The organism is Streptomyces sp. NPDC028331 (genome assembly GCF_055565775.1).
Genome location: NZ_JBVHTR010000015.1, coordinates 38,681 through 53,123 on the forward strand (window position 1 = coordinate 38,681; position 14,443 = coordinate 53,123).

General features: G+C 72.0%; 14 protein-coding genes. 2 read left to right on the forward strand and 12 right to left on the reverse strand.

The window, feature by feature from the left end; all coding sequences use genetic code 11:
• Positions 1 to 95: 95 nt before the first annotated feature.
• The 12 genes from ACZ4SW_RS22250 to ACZ4SW_RS22305 all read right to left on the reverse strand — a co-directional run bounded on the left by ACZ4SW_RS22250 (position 96) and on the right by ACZ4SW_RS22305 (position 12,109).
• Positions 96 to 1,235, reverse strand: a complete 1,140-nt coding sequence (locus tag ACZ4SW_RS22250) for a polyprenyl synthetase family protein (RefSeq protein WP_468246996.1) — start codon at positions 1,233 to 1,235, stop codon at positions 96 to 98.
• A complete protein-coding gene (gene hpnE, locus ACZ4SW_RS22255; RefSeq protein ID WP_468247001.1) occupies positions 1,232 to 2,677 on the reverse strand; it encodes a hydroxysqualene dehydroxylase HpnE in 1,446 nt (481 codons plus the stop codon). Before hpnE ends, ACZ4SW_RS22250 begins: the two co-directional genes overlap by 4 nt.
• Positions 2,674 to 2,814 carry a DUF6380 family protein gene (locus ACZ4SW_RS22260; RefSeq protein ID WP_468247005.1) on the reverse strand — a complete coding sequence of 47 codons (141 nt, stop codon included), beginning with the start codon at positions 2,812 to 2,814 and terminating at the stop codon, positions 2,674 to 2,676. The genes hpnE and ACZ4SW_RS22260 overlap by 4 nt, the downstream gene beginning before the upstream one ends.
• Complete coding sequence (gene hpnD / locus ACZ4SW_RS22265; protein ID WP_468247010.1) at positions 2,814 to 3,764, reverse strand: presqualene diphosphate synthase HpnD; 951 nt, start codon at positions 3,762 to 3,764, stop codon at positions 2,814 to 2,816. The genes ACZ4SW_RS22260 and hpnD overlap by 1 nt, the downstream gene beginning before the upstream one ends.
• On the reverse strand, positions 3,761 to 4,663 hold the full coding sequence (gene hpnC, locus ACZ4SW_RS22270) for a squalene synthase HpnC (RefSeq protein WP_468247016.1): 903 nt from the start codon (positions 4,661 to 4,663) through the stop codon (positions 3,761 to 3,763). The genes hpnD and hpnC overlap by 4 nt, the downstream gene beginning before the upstream one ends.
• 360 nt (positions 4,664 to 5,023) lie before the next feature.
• Complete coding sequence (locus ACZ4SW_RS22275) at positions 5,024 to 5,812, reverse strand: ABC transporter ATP-binding protein (protein WP_468247023.1); 789 nt, start codon at positions 5,810 to 5,812, stop codon at positions 5,024 to 5,026.
• Positions 5,805 to 6,734, reverse strand: a complete 930-nt coding sequence (locus ACZ4SW_RS22280) for an ABC transporter permease (protein ID WP_468247030.1) — start codon at positions 6,732 to 6,734, stop codon at positions 5,805 to 5,807. Before ACZ4SW_RS22280 ends, ACZ4SW_RS22275 begins: the two co-directional genes overlap by 8 nt.
• Before the next feature lie 100 nt (positions 6,735 to 6,834).
• Complete coding sequence (locus ACZ4SW_RS22285) at positions 6,835 to 7,707, reverse strand: glycosyltransferase family 2 protein (protein ID WP_468247753.1); 873 nt, start codon at positions 7,705 to 7,707, stop codon at positions 6,835 to 6,837.
• Between the two features lie 38 nt (positions 7,708 to 7,745).
• Positions 7,746 to 8,525 (reverse strand): CDP-alcohol phosphatidyltransferase family protein, encoded by a 780-nt coding sequence (locus tag ACZ4SW_RS22290; RefSeq protein WP_468247036.1) that lies wholly within the window; start codon positions 8,523 to 8,525, stop codon positions 7,746 to 7,748.
• Positions 8,503 to 9,564: an iron-containing alcohol dehydrogenase family protein gene (locus ACZ4SW_RS22295; RefSeq protein ID WP_468247042.1), complete on the reverse strand. Its 1,062-nt coding sequence runs from the start codon at positions 9,562 to 9,564 to the stop codon at positions 8,503 to 8,505. Before ACZ4SW_RS22295 ends, ACZ4SW_RS22290 begins: the two co-directional genes overlap by 23 nt.
• Positions 9,552 to 10,304: a phosphocholine cytidylyltransferase family protein gene (locus ACZ4SW_RS22300; RefSeq protein WP_468247050.1), complete on the reverse strand. Its 753-nt coding sequence runs from the start codon at positions 10,302 to 10,304 to the stop codon at positions 9,552 to 9,554. Before ACZ4SW_RS22300 ends, ACZ4SW_RS22295 begins: the two co-directional genes overlap by 13 nt.
• On the reverse strand, positions 10,301 to 12,109 hold the full coding sequence (locus ACZ4SW_RS22305; RefSeq protein WP_468247758.1) for a DUF5941 domain-containing protein: 1,809 nt from the start codon (positions 12,107 to 12,109) through the stop codon (positions 10,301 to 10,303). The genes ACZ4SW_RS22300 and ACZ4SW_RS22305 overlap by 4 nt, the downstream gene beginning before the upstream one ends.
• A gap of 311 nt (positions 12,110 to 12,420) precedes the next feature.
• On the opposite strand from ACZ4SW_RS22305, the gene galE reads away from it, so the two are divergent.
• Positions 12,421 to 13,401 carry a UDP-glucose 4-epimerase GalE gene (gene galE / locus ACZ4SW_RS22310; protein ID WP_468247056.1) on the forward strand — a complete coding sequence of 327 codons (981 nt, stop codon included), beginning with the start codon at positions 12,421 to 12,423 and terminating at the stop codon, positions 13,399 to 13,401.
• A gap of 272 nt (positions 13,402 to 13,673) precedes the next feature.
• Positions 13,674 to 14,267, forward strand: coding sequence for an isopentenyl-diphosphate Delta-isomerase (idi, locus tag ACZ4SW_RS22315; protein ID WP_468247063.1), 594 nt, complete (start codon positions 13,674 to 13,676; stop codon positions 14,265 to 14,267).
• The last annotated feature ends 176 nt before the right edge of the window (positions 14,268 to 14,443 follow it).

Below are 14,443 nucleotides of genomic sequence, written 5' to 3' on the forward strand. Positions count from 1 at the left end.
TGCGAGTCGTGCTGCTGTGGGTCCGCCGTCGGCCGGTGCGCGTGCGCTCAGGGCACCGGCCGGCGACTACGCGATGCGTGTTCGACCGATAATGATCATCTCTTCCGTACGACGACGAAGTCGGCGAGCGCCGTGAACCGCGCCCGCACCTCCTGGGGCATCCGGACGGAGTCCAGCGCCTCGATGGCGATGGCGTGCTGGCGACGCGCCTCCTGGGCGGTCCACTCGCGGCCGCCCGCCTCTTCGATGAGCGCGGCGCGCACGGCGAACTCCTCCTCGGAGAAGTTCTCGAAGTCGCTGCTCTTGGCGTCCTCGGCGAGCAGCTCGCCGAGCCGCTCGGAGGCCGCTCCCCCGGCCGCCAGCGCGGCCACGACCGGCAGGGACTTCTTGCGCTGGCGCAGATCGCTCCAGGTCTGCTTGCCGGTGGCCTCCGGGTCGCCCCAGATGCCGAGGAGGTCGTCGACGGCCTGGAAGGCGAGGCCGAGGTGGTAGCCGTACTTCTCCAGCGTGTCGGCCGTGGCGTCGTCCGCACCGCCGAGCACGGCGCCGATGGAGGACGCGCAGGCGAGCAGGGCGCCGGTCTTGTTGCCCTCCATCTCCAGGCACTCGGCGACGGTGACCCGCTCGCGGTGTTCGTAGGAGATGTCCTGTGCCTGACCGTCGATCAGGGCGCGGGTGGCGTTGGTCAGCCGGCGGGTGGCACGGCCGGCCTCGACGGTGCCGAGTTCCAGCAGGATCTCGTTGGCCAGGGCGAAGAGGGCGTCGCCGACCAGGATGGCCTGCGCGGGGCCGTGCACCTTCCACACGGTGTCACGGTGGCGGCGCTGCTCGTCACCGTCCATCAGGTCGTCGTGCAGCAGCGAGAAGTTGTGCACCAGCTCGACCGCGACCGCGCCGGGCACGCCCACCTCGGGTGCCCGGCCCGCCGCCTCGGCGGAGAGCAGGGCCAGCGCCGGGCGTACGGCCTTGCCGCCGTCGCCGTCCGCGGGGTTGCCCGCGGCGTCGATCCAGCCGAAGTGGTAGGCGGCGACGGTGTCCATGGGCGGTGCCAGACGGTCGACGGCCGACCGAAGGACCGGGGTGGCCAGGGTACGGCCGCGCTCCAGGAGCGCGGACACGTCCACCGCGGTCCTCGGGGCGGCCGCTTCGGCCGGGGGCACTGTGGGCACCACAGTCTCTCCTCTTGTTGCGATGTCGGGGGTGCGGTGGCCTGTTCCCAGCGAGTCGACGCTCACGCCGCCTCCTCGAAGAGATCGGAGAGGTGGGCGCCGGACCGGCCCAGCGCGCCGAGTGCGGCGGCCGCCGCACTGATGCCGCTGCGGACCGCACTCTCCATGGTCGCGGGCCACCCGGTGGCGGTCCACGCTCCGGCCAGGCAGAGGCCGGGGGCCTTGGTGCGGGCGCCGGGCCTGAGGCGCCCGACGCCGGGGCCGGGGGCGAACGTCGCCGTGCGCTCCCGGGTCACGAAGAAGTCCCTCACCTCGGCGTCGCGGGTGGCGGGCAACAGCCGCCGCAGTTCCGGCAGATAGCGCTCGCGCAGGGCGGCGACCGGCGTGTCGATCTCGGCCTGGGCGGCCGACTGCGACAGCGCGAGGTACTGGCCCTCGCGCAGTCCTGAGGCCTCGGTGCGGTCGAAGACCCACTGGACCGGGGAGCCGAGGGCCGCGAAGAACGGGCGGCTGAGCACCTTGCGGTCGTAGACGACATGGATGTTGAGGATCGGCGCGGTGCCGATGTCCAGCAGCCGTTCGGGGGCGTCGAGGGCGCCGGGGGGCAGCAGATCGTGGGCCTCGCGCTGCGGTACGGCGAGGACGACGGCGTCCGTCTCGATGCGTTCGCCGGGAACCTGAACGCTCCAGAGCCCGTTTTCGTCAATGGAGATGGAGGTGACGCGTGTACGGACCTCGGTACGGACGCCCGCGGAGTCGAGCGCCTTGCGGGCCAGCCGGTCGTGCAGTTCGCCCAGCGGGACGCGTGCCCAGCCGATGTCGGCCGCGCCCGGGTCGGACAGCAGACCCGTTTTGAACACCATCGCGGCGAGCCCGAGCGACGCGTCGCCGGCCACCGCGTTGAGGGTGGCGACCCCGACCAGGTCCCACAGTGCCTCGACGGCACGCGCCGACTGGCCGTGCGCGGCCAGCCAGCTACCGAAGTCCTGCGCGTCGAGCGCGGGGTCCGCGAGGTCCAGTGCTCGGAGCGCCAGTGCGGCACGCCCCACTTTGGCGCGTTCGGCGAGCGAGAGATGCGGATAGGTGGCCAGGCTGCGCCCGAGATGCAGGGGTACGGGCAGGGCGTCGCGCCGTAGTCTGCCGAGCCGCCGCCCCGGTGCGGCGTTCGCGTCGAGAACGGGCACGTCGAGACGATCCTGCAGGGGCGCGAGCGCGGAGGCGTCGATGCGGTCGAGGAACCAGCGGTAGGCGGTGCAGCAGCGCAGGTAGACATGCTGGCCGTTGTCGACGGTCAGGTCCCCGCGGTGGAAGGAGAACGCGAGACCGCCGAGCCGCGGCCGTCCCTCCAGGAGGGTGACGCGCACTCCGGCGTCGGCGAGCGCCAGCGCGGCCGTGATGCCGGCCAGACCGCCGCCCACCACCACGGCGGACGTCTCGCGGGAGGACGGCACGCCACGGCGGCCCGACATGTCTCCGGCCGGGCCCTCCGCCTGGGTGCCGTCGCTCATCGTGCTTCCTCCCGTGCCGGTCCACCGTGGTGCTTGAACGATGCACGGCAGGCCGTCGCAGTCAGGGACGCCGCGCCGCACCGGAGGGTTGCCTGCCGCTTTTCGGAGGTGGCGGGGGACGGGACCGGGGTGTCCATCACACGCGCCTCCTGAGGGGCCGTCGGGACACGTTCCGCGCGTCGAGGCCCGACAGGCCGCGCACCGCCACGTACGCCTTCTCGCGCCCGGGCAGCGAGACCCGGCCGCGCAGCACGGCCTCCGGGTCCCGCTCGATGCGGTCGAGGAGCCGGCGGTAAATGCCCGCCATGGCGGCGACACAGGCGCCGCTGCGCCGGTCGAGCATGGGCAGCAGTCGGTAGCCCTCAGCGAAAAGGGCGCGGGCCCGACGCACTTCGAAGTGCACGAGGCCCGCGAAGTCGGAGCCCTCGGGTGGGGTCGGTCCGTGGAAACCGGCCGAGCAGCCGAACTTGGCGAGGTCGTCGGCGGGGAGGTAGACGCGCCCGCCCTCGGCGTCCTCGCGGATGTCCCTCAGGATGTTGGTGAGTTGCAGCGCAAGCCCGAGCGTGTCGGCATACTCCGGCGCGCGCTCGGCACCGCGCGCCCCCGGTTCCGTGCCGAACACGCCGAGCGAGAGCCGTCCGATGGCGCCGGCGACACAGCGGCAGTAGACCTTCAGGTCGTCCCAGGTCTCGTAGGTCTCGCCGCGCACGTCCATCAGGACGCCGTCGATGAGTTCGTCGAGGCCGCCGAGCGGGATCGGGAAGTGACCGGCGGCGTGGGCGAGGGCGACCGCGACCGGGTCGGTGTCGTCCTCGGCCACCGCCTCGTCGCGGATGCGGGCCAGCAGCGCGCGGGTCTCCTCCAGCCGTGCCGCCTTGACGTCGGTCGCCAGCGCGCCGTCGCCGATGTCGTCGACACGCCGGGAGAACGCGTAGAGCGCCGACATCGCGCGGCGCTTCGGCGTCGGCAGGAGCCTGATCCCGTAGGCGAAGTTACGGGCCTGCTGCCCGGTCACGGCCTCGCAGTAGCGGTACGCGGCGAGTACCGGTGGGGACACGTGTTCTTCCGACTCCACGGTCCGGATCACCCCTCTCCTCGCAGAGTCACGCCCACCTCGCGCAGCAACCGGAGCTTGCCGGGCCGGGGCGGGCCGGGAAGTACGTCGTAGTGGGCTGCGGCGATCGCGTGGATCGCCGCCCTTCCTCCCGCCACGAAGCCCGCGAGCAGCACCTTGAGCCTGCCGTGGACGCTACCCACCAGGGGGGCGCCTTCATTCAGGAGATCGCGGGCGCGTTCTGCTTCGTACGCGACCAGTGCGCGCACCGATGCGCCCGCTGTGGGCGTGGCGAGGTCCGCCTCCTGGACGTGGAAACGCTTCATGTCCGCGGCGGGCAGGTAGATGCGGTCGCGGCCGAGGTCCTCGGCGACGTCCTGGAGGTGTTCGACGATCTGCAGCGCCGTGCAGATCGCGTCGGAGCGGCGGACTCGCTCGGGGGTGGAGGTGCCGGTGACGGCCAGGACGAGTCGGCCGACCGGATTCGCGGACAGTTCGCAGTAGGCGAGGAGGTCGTCGTACGTCTCGTACCGCTTGACGAGCTGGTCCTGGCGGTTGGCGGCGATCAGGCCGAGGAACGGCTCGGGGGTGAGGCCGGCGCGCCGGACCGTGCGCTGCAGGCGGAGCAGAAGGGGATGGCGGGGTGTCGCGTCGAAGACCCGGCGCAGGTCCGCCTCGAAGGCGTCCAGGAGGACCAGGCGGTCCTCGGCCTCCTCGGGCGACACGCCGAGGAGACGGGCGTCGGCGCCGCCGGGTGCGAGATCGCCGTCACCGATGTCGTCGACCAGCCGGGCGAATCCGTAGACGGCCATGAGGTCGTCCCGCCACGCCTTGGGCAGGAAGAACGGCGCCACGGGGAAGTTCTCGTCCGCGGCCTTGTCGAGGGTGCCGCGCTCCGGGTCGCCGGTACGCGCCGTCCCGGCTTGCGTCACCGCTCGCCGCCCGGCGCGGAGACGGCACATGCCCCGCGGAGCTGGAGACTTTCCGTAGCCATTGCCGTCACATCTCCCGTTCTACACCGCCGACCCGATACATCCTCTTTCGGACACGCCGCCTGGCTGTCCGTGCAGCACGACAGGTGTGGGGGTGTATGGCATTATCGCCCCACTTGCCGTGAATCAGCACCGTTACAGCTTACGTTGTACAACGCAGCGAGCTTCGGCGGGGTGTCCTGCACATCACAACAACACACCGATTGGCGCCAAGATTCCCAAGCCAAGCCCGAGTTGACGTTTCCTTTGCAGACGCGGGGCCCCGCGGAATGGTCGCGACGGGGCCCGGGGCGGTGCGGATTACTTGCCCGTGAACTTCTCGTACTCCTTGAGCACCTCTTCTGTGGGACCGTCCATCCGGAGTTCGCCGCGCTCCAGCCACAGGACACGGTTGCAGGTGTCACGGATGGATTTGTTGTTGTGACTGACCAGAAACACCGTGCCCGCCTCCTTGCGCAGTTCCCGGATGCGCTCCTCGGACCGCTTCTGAAACGCGCGGTCGCCGGTGGCGAGGGCCTCGTCGATCATCAGGACGTCGTGGTCCTTGGCGGCGGCGATGGAGAAACGCAGCCGGGCGGCCATGCCGGAGGAGTAGGTGCGCATCGGCAGGGTGATGAAGTCGCCCTTGTCGTTGATGCCGGAGAAATCGACGATCTCCTGGTACCGGGCCTTGATCTGCTCCCGGGACATGCCCATCGCCAGGCCGCCCAGGATGACGTTGCGCTCGCCCGTCAGGTCGTTCATCAGGGCCGCGTTGACGCCGAGCAGCGAGGGCTGGCCGTCGGTGTAGACCTTGCCCTTCTCGGGGGGCAGCAGTCCGGCGATGGCGCGCAGCAGGGTGGACTTGCCGGATCCGTTGGAGCCGATCAGGCCGATGGCCTCCCCGCGGTAGGCGACGAACGACACACCCCGGACCGCGTGCACCGTACGGACCCCGCGCGCCGCGTCGTCCGAACCCCGCCTGAGGATGCGGCTGAGGGCGGCGGTCGCGCTGCCCCTGCCCGTCCTGGCGCCGTTGACGCGGTAGACGATGTGCAGTTCGTCCGCGATGACGGTGGGGACCCTCTCCCCGGTCTTCTGCTCAGCCACGGCCGTACCGCTCCTCCGCCTTCCAGAAGTACACGAACCCGCCGGCGAAGACGACGACGGCCCAGAACAGGGCGATGGCCCACACGTGCGGCGGGAGGTTGGCCGGGCCGTAGCCCTTGATGAGCGCGAAGCGCATCAGGTCCATGTAGACGGCTGCCGGGTTCGCCTGGAGCGCGCGGACGACCCATTCCGGGCGGCCGGCGAGCATGGTGTGGAGGGAGAACATGACGCCGGACGCGTACATCCAGGTGCGCAGGATGAACGGCATGAGCTGCGCGAGGTCCGGGGTCTTGGCACCCATCCGCGCAACGATCAGCGACAGACCGGTGTTGAAGAGGAACTGCAGCACCAGGACCGGGACGATCAGCAGCCAGGACGGCCTCGGGTAGCTGCCGAAGCCGATGGCGACCGCGAACAGCACGATCATCGAGAACAGGAGCTGCTGGAGCTGCTGCAGCGCGAACGAGATGGGCAGCGAGGCGCGCGGGAAGTGCAGGGCCCGCACGAGGCCCAGGTTCCCGGAGATCGCCCGGACACCCGCCATGATCGAGCTCTGCGTGAAGGTGAACACGAACACGCCGGTCACCAGGAACGGGATGTACGTGCCGTGCGACATCCCCCGGCTGGCCTTCAGGATCAGCCCGAAGATGAAGTAGTACACGAGCGCGTTCAGCAGCGGGGTGGCGACCTGCCAGAGCTGACCGAGCTTGGCCTGGCTGTACTGGGCGGTGAGCTTCGCCTGGGAGAAGGCGAGGATGAAGTGACGCCGTCCCCACAGCTCGCGGACGTAGCGGACGAGTCCGGGCCGGGCACCGCTGACCGAGAGCCCGTACCTGGCGGCCAGCTCGGCCGGGCTCAGCCCCTCGTCGGGTGACGGATGGGCGGTCACCGCGATGCCCACGTCATGCTTTGTCTCACTCACAGGTTGGCGAACTCTCCGTTTTCGGGATGCGCGGACTGCCCGCGCGCGGACCGGAGCCGGGACGTGGGTCCCGCCCGCCGGCTTCCGAGTACCGAGCTTGTCAGATCACCGGGGGCCGGCCCAGTCGGGTAAGCAGCCAGACCGTACGCCACCGCATGGGGCGGCGGGGTCCGCACGGGGTCGTCCAGCCCTCGCGGAAGCCGCCGAACCAGGCTCTCAGAGCGGCGCGCGAGGGACGGCGCAACAGCGTCAGGAGCATCCAGACGCCGAGGTACACCGGGACCAGGACGGCGGGCAGGTTGCGGCGGGCGAGCCACACGCGGTTGCGGGCGACCATCCGGTGGTAGACCGCGTGGCGGGAGGGGGCGGTCGTGGGGTGGTACAGCACCATGTCCGACCGGTAGTCGATCATCCAGCCCGCGTCCAGGGCCCGCCAGGCCAGGTCGGTCTCCTCGTGGGCGTAGAAGAACTCGTCCGGCAGGCCGCCGACCTCGGCGAACACCTTCGTGCGGACGGCGTTGGCGCCGCCGAGGAAGGTGGTCACCCGCGAGGAGCGCATCGGGTCGGAGGCCCGCAGCCGGGGCACGTGGCGGCGCTGGGTCTCGCCGGTGTCGGGGTCGGCGATGCGGAAGCTGATGATGCCGAGCCTCGGGTCGGCGGCGAAGGCCTCACGGCACAGCTCGGCGGTGTCGGTGCGGGCGAGCAGGCCGTCGTCGTCGAGGAAGAGCAGGACGTCGACGTCGGAGCCGCCGGGGCCGAAGGCCTCGATGCCGACGTTGCGGCCGCCGGGGATGCCCAGGTTCTCGGGCAGCTCGACGGTGCGGACGCCGTCGGGGACGTCGGGGACCGGGGAGCCGTTGCCGACCACGACCACCTCGACCCGGTCGCCGTCCTGCTTGGCGACCGAGTCGAGGAGGGCGCGGAGCTCGGCCGGGCGGTTGCCCATGGTGATGATGACGGCCCCGACCTTCAGGGGGCCGCCCTCGGCGGCGCCCCCCTGGGTGGCGCCGCTCACTTCAGCCTGCTGGAGGCGAGGACGGACACGAGGTGCAGCACCGTCTGCAGGAGCGCGATGCCGGCCAGCACGGCGACGCCGAGCCGCTCGAAGAACAGGTCGCCCCGCACCGTGTCCACGATCGCCAGGACCAGGATCAGCAGGGACGCCTCGATGCCCAGGATCAGCCGGTGGAACTTGAGCGCGGCGGCCGCCTTGCGGGCCAGGGCCATGCCGGAGGAGCGCATCTCCGAGGCGGCCTCCTTCACCGGCGGCAGCCCGGCCTGGTGCCGGGCCACGCCGACCAGGTCGGTCTCGGCCTTGATCAGGACGGCCCCGAGCGCGGCCAGCGTCCCGAGGAAGGCCCACAGCCAGTCGATGCGGCCGCTGCCCCACAGGTCGGCGGCGCGCAGACCGAATCCGACGAGCACGGCGGCATCGGTGAGGTAGGCGCCGACGCGGTCCAGGTACACCCCGCCCAGCGAGTACTGCTTCTTCCAGCGCGCGATCTCGCCGTCGACGCAGTCCAGCAGCAGGTACAGCTGGACGCACAGCACGCCGAGCACGGCACCCGGGATCCCCGGCACGAGCAGTGCCGGGGCCGCGAGCACACCGAAGACGGTCATCAGGTACGTGAGCTGGTTGGGCGTGACCCTGGTGTTGACCAGGTAGCGGTCGACCCGCAGGGACACCTCTCGCATGTAGAGGCGTCCCATCCAGTGCTCACCGCTGCGCCGGTCCTTCACCCCTGCGGGGTGGACGACGGGCCGGAGTTCAGCTACCGATGGCCTTGACATAGTCGGCGTAGGTGTCCTTGATCTGTTCGGTCGTCAGGTCGAGGTGTTCGAGGATCGTGTAGCGGCCGGGCCGGGTCTGCGGGGCGTACTCCACGACCCGGACGAACTCGTCCACCGTGAAGCCGATCTCCTGCGGCAGCACGGGCAGCCCGTGCCGGCGCAGCACCTGGGCCATGAACGCCGACTCCTCGTGCGCCCCGCGCAGGTACATCGCGAAGGCGGCGCCCAGGCCGCACTGCTCGCCGTGGGCGGCCGCACGCTTGGGGAACAGCAGGTCGAATCCGTGGTTGATCTCGTGGCAGGCGCCGGAGGACGGGCGGGAGTCGCCCGACACGGACATGGCGATGCCGCTGAGGACCAGCGCCTCGGCGAGGACCTGGAGGAACTCGTTGTCGCCCACCCCGCCGGGGTGGCGCAGCACGGCCTCGCCGGCCTGCCGGGCCATGGCCGCGGCCAGGCCGTCGATCTTCTCGCCGTTGACACGGTTGGCCAGCTCCCAGTCCGCGACCGCGGAGATGTTGGAGATGGCGTCGCCGATACCGGAGCGCACGAAACGGACCGGAGCCTCGCGGATCACGTTGAGGTCGATGACGACCGCGATCGGGTTCGGCACACCGTACGAGCCGCGGCCCGCGTCGTTGTCGAGGGTGGCGACCGGGGAGCACAGGCCGTCGTGCGCGAGGTTCGTGGGCACGGCGACCAGGGGCAGGCCGACGCGCGCCGCGGCGAACTTGGCGCAGTCGATGATCTTGCCCCCGCCCAGGCCCACGAGCGCGTCGTAGTGGCCGGACTTCATCTCGCCGGCCAGGCGGACCGCGTCGTCCAGGGTGCCGCCGCCGACCTCGTACCAGGTGGCGCCGGGCAGGCTGGGGGACAGCCGCTCCCGCAGGCGGGCGCCGGAGCCGTCGCTGACCGCGACGGCGAGCTTGCCCGAGTGGGAGATGCGCTCGTCCGCCAGCACGCCCGCCAGGTCGTCGAGGGCACCCGGGCGGATGTCGACGACGACCGGCGAGGGAATGAGCCTCGTCAGTACCGGCACGCGATCTCCCGCCCCCGGGCCAGGTCGTCGTGGTTGTCGATCTCGACCCACGGGACGTCGCCGATCGGCGCCACGTCGATCTTGAAGCCTCGGTTGACGAGCTCCTGGTAGCCGTCCTCGTAGTAGAGCTGCGGGTCGCGCTCGAAGGTGGCCCTGAGCGCGTCGGCCAGCTCTTCGGCGGCCTCGCCCTCGATGAGGGTGACGCCGATGTACTCGCCGGTCGCCTCCGCCGGGTCCATCAGCTTGGTGATCTTCTGGACGCCCTTGTCGGGGTCGACGACGACCTTCATCTCCTCGTCGGCGAGCTTCTTCACCGTGTCGAGGGCGAGGATGATCTTCTTGCCGTCGCCGCGGGCGGCGAGCAGGGTCTTCTCGACGGAGACCGGGTGGACGGTGTCGCCGTTGGCGAGGATCACGCCGTCCTTCAGGGCGTCACGGCCGCACCACAGGGAGTAGGCGTTGTTCCACTCCTCGGCCTTGTCGTTGTCGATCAGGGTGAGCTTCAGACCGTACTTCTGCTCCAGGGCCGCCTTGCGCTCGTACACGGCCTCCTTGCGGTAGCCGACGATGACGCCGACCTCGGTCAGGCCCACCTCGGCGAAGTTGCCGAGCGTGAGGTCCAGGACCGTGAGGCTGTCCTCCGCGCCCTCGGGCCCCACCGGCACCAGAGCCTTGGGCAGGGTGTCGGTGTAGGGGCGCAGGCGCCGTCCGGCACCGGCCGCCAGCACGAGGCCGATCATGCGGGTTCTCCTTCATCGTGTACGGCGGGTGCGCCGCCCTTGTGTGCGGCCACCCAGAAGCGGATGCTCTCGACGAGCACCACGAGGGCCACGTACCCGGCGAGGGCCGTGAGGGCGGCCTTGAACTGTGCCGCGGTGAGAGTCGCGGCCAGAACCGTGACGAGCAGTGTCCGGCCCTCGTGCCCCCCGATCGCGCGCACCAGCCAGTGCGGCGGCGCGCCGGCGTCACCGCGGATGCGGTACACCGTGTCGTAGTGATGGTAGGCGACGGCCGCCACCAGTCCGAAAGCCGCCGGTAGCACTCCGTTCACCCCGGACCTCGCCGCGAGGATCAGGACGGTGCCGTATTCGGCGGCCCGGAAGAGCGGGGGGACGAGCCAGTCGAGGGGGCCCTTGAGGGGGCGGGCGAGGGCCAGGGGGGACTGGAGCACGTAGAAGACGGCGCCCAGGACGGGCCACCAGCTCCCGTATCCGGCGAGCGAGGCCGCGAGCACGAGCACGGCGCCGCCGACCAGGGCGGTGTAGGCCGGGGCGCGCAGGGACACCCGGCGTGCGAAGCGCGTCAGCAGCTCGGCGAACGGCCCGCTGTCCGACAGGTCCGCCAGCGCCCGCGCCGCCCGGTCGGTGCGACGGGCCTTGCGCGTCACCGACCGCAGTACCCGGCCCGCCGTGGTGTAGGCGGCCGCGAACGCGCAGCCGATGAGCAGGACGACGAAGGTGAGACGGGGCGTCGTGGCGGCCGTCAGGACGGCTATCAGCGCCCAGCGCTCCCCGATCGGCAGGACGATCATCCGGCGCACCCACACCGTCCAGCCGACGCTGTCCAGGCGGTCCGAGAGGGCCGCGGTGGGGCTGGTGTTGGCGGTGGCGTCGTGGTTGGCCTCGTTGAACGCGAAGTCGACGACGTGCCGGCACGTCTGCAGGATCATCGCGCCGAGGGCGAGCGCCCACACGTCGTCACCGCCGCGGGCGGCGCCGAGGGCGAGGCCGGCGTAGTAGGCGTACTCCTTGACCCGGTCGAAGGTGGCGTCCAGCCAGGCGCCGAGCGTGGAGTACTGCAGGGAGTAGCGGGCGAGCTGGCCGTCGGTGCAGTCGAGGACGAAGGACAGGATCAGCAGGACGCCCGCCGCGACGAACCCGCCGCGGGTGCCGGTGGCCGCGCTGCCCGCCGCGATCAGGGCGGTGAGCAGCGACGCGGTGGTGACCTGGTTGGGGGTCAGGCCGCGGCGGGCGCACCAGCGGGCGATGTAGCGCGAGTACGGGCTGATGAAGTGGGTGGTGAAGAAGCCGTCGCGGGCCTTGACGGCGCTGCGCAGCCGGACGGCCTCGTCGTCGACGGCGGCGACGGCCTGCCGGGCCTCGTTGCGGGACTGCGGGTCGGTGGGGACGGCGGCGACCAGCGGGCCGAGCTCGGGGCGGTGGACCGGGACGCCGTCGGCGTCGAGGGCGGTGGTGATGCGCTCGGCGAGGTTGTCGGTGACCACGGCGGCACCGCCGGCCGCGGCGGACTTCTCGCGGCTGAGAGCGCGGGACAGGGCCTGGCGGGCGGCGGACTGGACGGTGACGGCGCCGGGCACGGCGGCGGCCGGGAAGCGGGGGTCGGTCAGGCCGAGGCGCAGCGCGTGCAGGTGCCCCACGAAGCGGGCGTCGACGATCGCGACCCGCTGACCCGCCGGCACGGCGGCGAGGAGGGCCTCGGCGTCACCGGTGTCGGTGGCGACCCGCACGTCGAAGCCGAGGGCCCGCAGATCGCCCTCGAGCGACGATCCGGGGACCGGCTGTCCGGTGAGGATGGCGGTCGACAGACGAACTCACTCCCTGAAGGCCCGACGCCCACGGGCGTCGGTCATGTGTGCGGTGCGGTACACCCGGGCGGGGGCCGGGCGGCATGTCGGCAGAGGCTATCGGATACCTGGAAGCCCGTGTTCACCGGGCGTTCACGGGTGATCAACCCGGTCCGTGAGGCCGCCGCCGCGATCATCATCGGGGATGGGACGGGCGGGTCACAAACCGCGGTCCGGGTCCGCGCACTCCCGGGTGTCCCGCCGGGTGGTGGGCCGTCCGGGAACGGGCCGGGCCGCCGCACGTTCGCCGGACGGGCATAGGGTGAGACGTCATGACGTGGCTGATCACCGGCGGGGCCGGGTACATAGGAGCCCATGTGGCGCGGGCGATGACCGCGCAGGGCGAGGGCGTCGTCGTCCTGGACGACCTCTCGGCCGGCGTCCCGGCCCGGCTTCCGGAGGGAACGGCTCTCGTACAGGGCTCCGCGCTGGACGGTGACCTGCTCAAGCGGGTCCTGGCCGAGCACACGGTGACCGGTGTGGTGCACCTCGCAGCCCGCAAGCAGGTCGGCGAGTCCGTGGACCGGCCGACGCACTACTACCACGAGAACGTGGGCGGTCTCGCCACGCTGCTGGACGCGGTCGCGGAGGCGGGGATCACCCGGTTCCTGTTCTCCTCGTCCGCGGCCGTCTACGGCGACCCGGATGTGGACCTCATCACGGAGGACACGCCCTGTGCCCCGATGAGCCCGTACGGCGAGACGAAGCTCGCGGGCGAGTGGCTGGTGCGGGCGGCGGGCCGGGCGCACGGCATCGCGACGGTGTGCCTCCGCTACTTCAACGTGGCGGGAGCGGCGGCGCCGGAGCTGGCCGACACCGGCGTGTTCAACGTCGCGCCCATGGTCTTCGACCGGCTCACCCGCGGCGAGGCCCCGCGGATCTTCGGCGACGACTATCCGACACCGGACGGCACCTGCGTCCGCGACTACATCCACGTCTCCGACCTCGCCGAGGCGCACCTCGCGGCGGCCCGGCGGCTGGCCGGGGGCGCGACGGGCGACCTGACTGTCAACGTCGGCCGCGGCGAGGGCGTCTCGGTACGGGAACTCGTCACGCTCATCGGCGAGGTGACCGGTGACACCACTCCCGCGGTCGTCGAGCCGCGCCGCCCCGGGGACGCGCCCCGCGCCGTCGCGTCGGCCGCACTGGCCGAGCGGGAGCTGGGCTGGACCGCCCGGCGCGGGGTGCGCGAGATGGTGGAGTCGGCCTGGCAGGGCTGGCTGCTGCACCACCCGGAGGCACGCCACGGCTGAACGGGATGCGAACCCCCCGGCGGGGTACGCGGGCGTGCGCCACGGATGCGCGGCGCTTGCGCGGGCGCGGGCTGCCCGGGCGCGCCCCCGCGCGGTTCCGCGTCCGCGGCGCCGGGCACGATGAGGTATCCGACCGCTTCCGGCGCCCTCGACGTGTTGCTCCGGGCCCCTTCCGTGCGGCCGGGCCGGGACATGCGGGAAGGAGCGAAGTGCCGGGAGTGCCGGATTCGTACGGCAGACTTGGGGCTGGACAACCGAAGCGAAGGATGGGTATGCCGATCACACCTGCCACCGCGACGCACCGTTCGTCGAACGGCACCGCCGAAGCCATCATGCTGGAGCTGGTCGACGAGAACGGCACCACGATCGGCACGGCCGAGAAGCTCGCCGCCCACCAGCCGCCGGGCCGGCTGCACCGGGCGTTCTCGGTGTTCCTCTTCGACGAGCGGGGCCGGCTGCTGCTCCAGCAGCGGGCGCTGGGCAAGTACCACTCCCCCGGTGTCTGGTCCAACACGTGCTGTGGCCATCCCTACCCGGGTGAGGCGCCGTTCGCGGCGGCGGCCCGGCGGACGTACGAGGAGCTGGGTGTCTCCCCGTCGCTGCTCGCCGAGGCGGGCACGGTCCGCTACAACCACCCGGACCCGGACTCGGGCCTGGTCGAGCAGGAGTACAACCACCTCTTCGTCGGTCTGGTGCAGTCCCCCCTGCACCCGGACCCGGAGGAGGTCGGGGCGACCGCCTTCGTGACCGCCGAGGAACTGGCCGAGCGGCACGCGAAGGACACGTTCTCGTCCTGGTTCATGACGGTCCTGGACGCCGCGCGGCCGGCCATCAGGGAGCTGACCGGGTCGTCCGCGGGCTGGTGACGCGGGGGTCCGTCCGGCCCGTCCGGACGGACCCGCACGGACCCGCACGGACCGCGGTCCCTGGGAGCAGCCCGGGGAGCGTGGCTGGCAGCGCGGAGCCCGGAGTGTGTGCGGGCCGTCCCGGCCGACGACCGGGGGCGGCTGCCGGGCGAAGGCCGGCGGACCAAGGCCGGCGG

What these genes read in the sequence shown, in the direction of transcription:
- ACZ4SW_RS22290 (WP_468247036.1), bottom strand. Translation starts at nt 8,525, where the DNA reads ATGTCAAGGCCATCGGTAGCTGAACTCCGGCCCGTCGTCCACCCCGCA.
- ACZ4SW_RS22260 (WP_468247005.1), bottom strand. Translation starts at nt 2,814, where the DNA reads ATGGACACCCCGGTCCCGTCCCCCGCCACCTCCGAAAAGCGGCAGGCA.
- idi (WP_468247063.1), top strand. Translation starts at nt 13,674, where the DNA reads ATGCCGATCACACCTGCCACCGCGACGCACCGTTCGTCGAACGGCACC.
- ACZ4SW_RS22300 (WP_468247050.1), bottom strand. Translation starts at nt 10,304, where the DNA reads ATGATCGGCCTCGTGCTGGCGGCCGGTGCCGGACGGCGCCTGCGCCCC.
- galE (WP_468247056.1), top strand. Translation starts at nt 12,421, where the DNA reads ATGACGTGGCTGATCACCGGCGGGGCCGGGTACATAGGAGCCCATGTG.
- hpnE (WP_468247001.1), bottom strand. Translation starts at nt 2,677, where the DNA reads ATGAGCGACGGCACCCAGGCGGAGGGCCCGGCCGGAGACATGTCGGGC.